The 585-nt window shown below is 60.7% G+C and carries 1 protein-coding gene; it reads left to right on the top strand.

All coding sequences use genetic code 11. The features are described from left to right. Positions 1–575 (top strand): IS4 family transposase (locus tag AC3WL8_RS40010; protein WP_492380271.1); only part of this gene is annotated, 575 nt, incomplete at its 5' end. Positions 576–585: the final 10 nt, after the last annotated feature.

Raw genomic sequence — 585 nt, 5'->3', positions numbered from 1 at the left:
TGCAACCACCTCAGACGCGGGCTGGCTTGCCCGAGCAGAATGTCTTCGCTGTGCATGTCATCGAGGACGAACCGCCCGCCGGTATCGAGCCGCTCGAATGGATGCTACTCAGTTCGGTGCCCACGCACTCGCCTGAGCAGGCTCTTGAGCGGCTTCAGTGGTATGCGCGGCGCTGGACCATCGAGACCTGGCACCGTGTGCTCAAGAGTGGCTGCCGTATCGAGGCCCGCCAATTCGGTACACTGGAACGCTTCGTGCGGGCCACCTCCCTGTTTGCCGTAATCGCCTGGCGCATTCTGTACACGACTCTACTGGCTCGCCTTGATGGCGAGTTGCCCTGCGAGGTAGTCCTTCAGCCCATCGAATGGCAGGCTCTGTATTGCCGCGTACACCGAACCACCCGGCCACCGGACAAAGTGCCATCGCTGAATCAGGCAGTACTGTGGATCGCCACGCTGGGTGGCTACCTGAATCGCCGCAGTGATCCTCCGCCTGGCGCCACGGTTATCTGGCGAGGCTTCTTCGTCCTCCACGAGATTACCGAAATGTTCCGCATCTTCAGTTCAGGTCCATAGGATGTGGGTA

The sequence above is a fragment of the Cupriavidus sp. FW305-F7 genome (assembly GCF_058782875.1).
Note: the sequence above shows the minus strand (reverse complement) of the source record. Positions and strands in the feature narration are given on the sequence as shown.